Below are 1783 nucleotides of genomic sequence, written 5' to 3' on the forward strand. Positions count from 1 at the left end.
GGCGATCGCTGTGATGGTTCCCTGATTGAAAATGCGATTAGTCGGTTGGATAGTTTAGATAAAATTGCACAATTAAAAAATCCTGAAGAGTTTGGAACTACGGATGAGGAACGGCTTTATAATGTGGCGTTGCGGTTATCAATTAATTGGATTAATCGGGTTTTATTTCTCAAACTATTGGAAGCGCAATTAATTAAATATCATCAAGGCGATCGAGATTTTGCTTTTCTCAATTTGGCGAAAGTTCCCAGTTATGATGATCTCGATAGTTTGTTTTTTGATGTGTTAGCCAGGGAGACAAATAAGCGCGAGGCTAAGGTTAAAACGACTTTTGCTCATGTACCTTATTTAAATAGTTCGCTATTTGAGCCAACGGAGACGGAACAGCAAACGATTTTTATTGGCAATTTGCGGGAGCGAACTTTACCCATTTTTACAGCGACGGTGCTAAAAGATAATCAGGGTAATAAGCGAGTAGGTGAGTTAAATGCGTTGGCTTATTTGTTTGAGTTTTTGGATGCTTATAAATTTGATCGAGATGAGTTAGAAAATCCTCAAGAAGATAGCGAAAAGTTAATTAATGCTTCGGTGTTGGGGTTAATTTTTGAAAAGATTAATGGTTATAAGGACGGTTCTTTTTATACACCGAGTTTTATTACCATGTATATGTGTCGGGAAACGATACGAAGAGCGATCGTGCAGAAGTTTAATGAAGTAAAAGGCTGGAATTGTCAAACTTTAGATGATTTGTATGAACGAATTGAGGATAAAAGAGAGGCGAATACTATTATTAATAGCCTGAAGATTTGCGATCCGGCGGTGGGTTCGGGACATTTTTAGTTTCAGCTTTGAATGAGATAATCGCGATTAAGAGTGAGTTACGGGTTTTATTAGATAGTTCGGGTAAGTCGCTAAAAGATTATCGGGTAGAGGTGCGAAACGATAAGTTATTGGTTTATGATGATGAGGGGAATTTATTTGCTTATCATCCGAATAATAAAGAAAAGCAACGGGTACAGCAAGCCTTATTTCATGAGAAACAGACGATTATCGAGGGGTGTTTATTTGGGGTGGATATTAATCCTAATTCCGTGACGATTTGTCGCTTGCGGTTATGGATTGAGCTTTTAAAAAATGCTTATTATCGAGAGGATGGCAATTTAGAAACTTTGCCAAATATTGATATTAATATCAAGTGTGGTAATTCTTTGATTAGTCGCTTTGCTTTGGATGTGGATGTTAAACAGGTTTTACAGAAGCAGAAGTTTAGTATTGAGGAATATCGCAATGCGGTACAGACTTATCGCAATGCGGAAAATAAGGAACAAAAGCGGGAGATGGAAACGCTGATTGCTAAGATTAAGGCTGGGTTTAGTGCTAATTTATTAATTAGTGATCCTAAGAAGGTGAAGTTACGTCAATTACAAGGGGAACTTTATAATCTGGAAAATCAGGGTTTATTGTTTGAGGAGACTAAGACGGAGCAAAAAGCGCGGGAGAAAAAAGTAACTAAGTTAAATAATGAGATTGATAAGCTAACTGCTGAAATTGCAGATATTGAAAGCGGTAAGCTGTATAATAATGCTTTAGAATGGCGGTTTGAGTTTCCTGAAGTGTTGAATGATAACGGAGATTTTGTTGGGTTTGATGTGGTGATTGGGAATCCTCCCTATGTACCGTCAAAAAATCTAGATGAAAAAGAGAAAGCTTTATATTATGAACATTACAAGACTACAGAATATCAAATTAATACCTTTGGGATATTTACTGAGTTAGGCATAAA

General features: G+C 36.8%; 1 pseudogene. It reads left to right on the plus strand.

What is annotated here, in order from left to right:
• Positions 1 to 1783 (plus strand): annotated as a pseudogene (locus tag PX636_RS16410) (type IIG restriction enzyme/methyltransferase); the annotation flags it as partial.

This window comes from Microcystis sp. M53598_WE2 (assembly GCF_030067735.1).
Lineage (GTDB): Bacteria > Cyanobacteriota > Cyanobacteriia > Cyanobacteriales > Microcystaceae > Microcystis > Microcystis aeruginosa.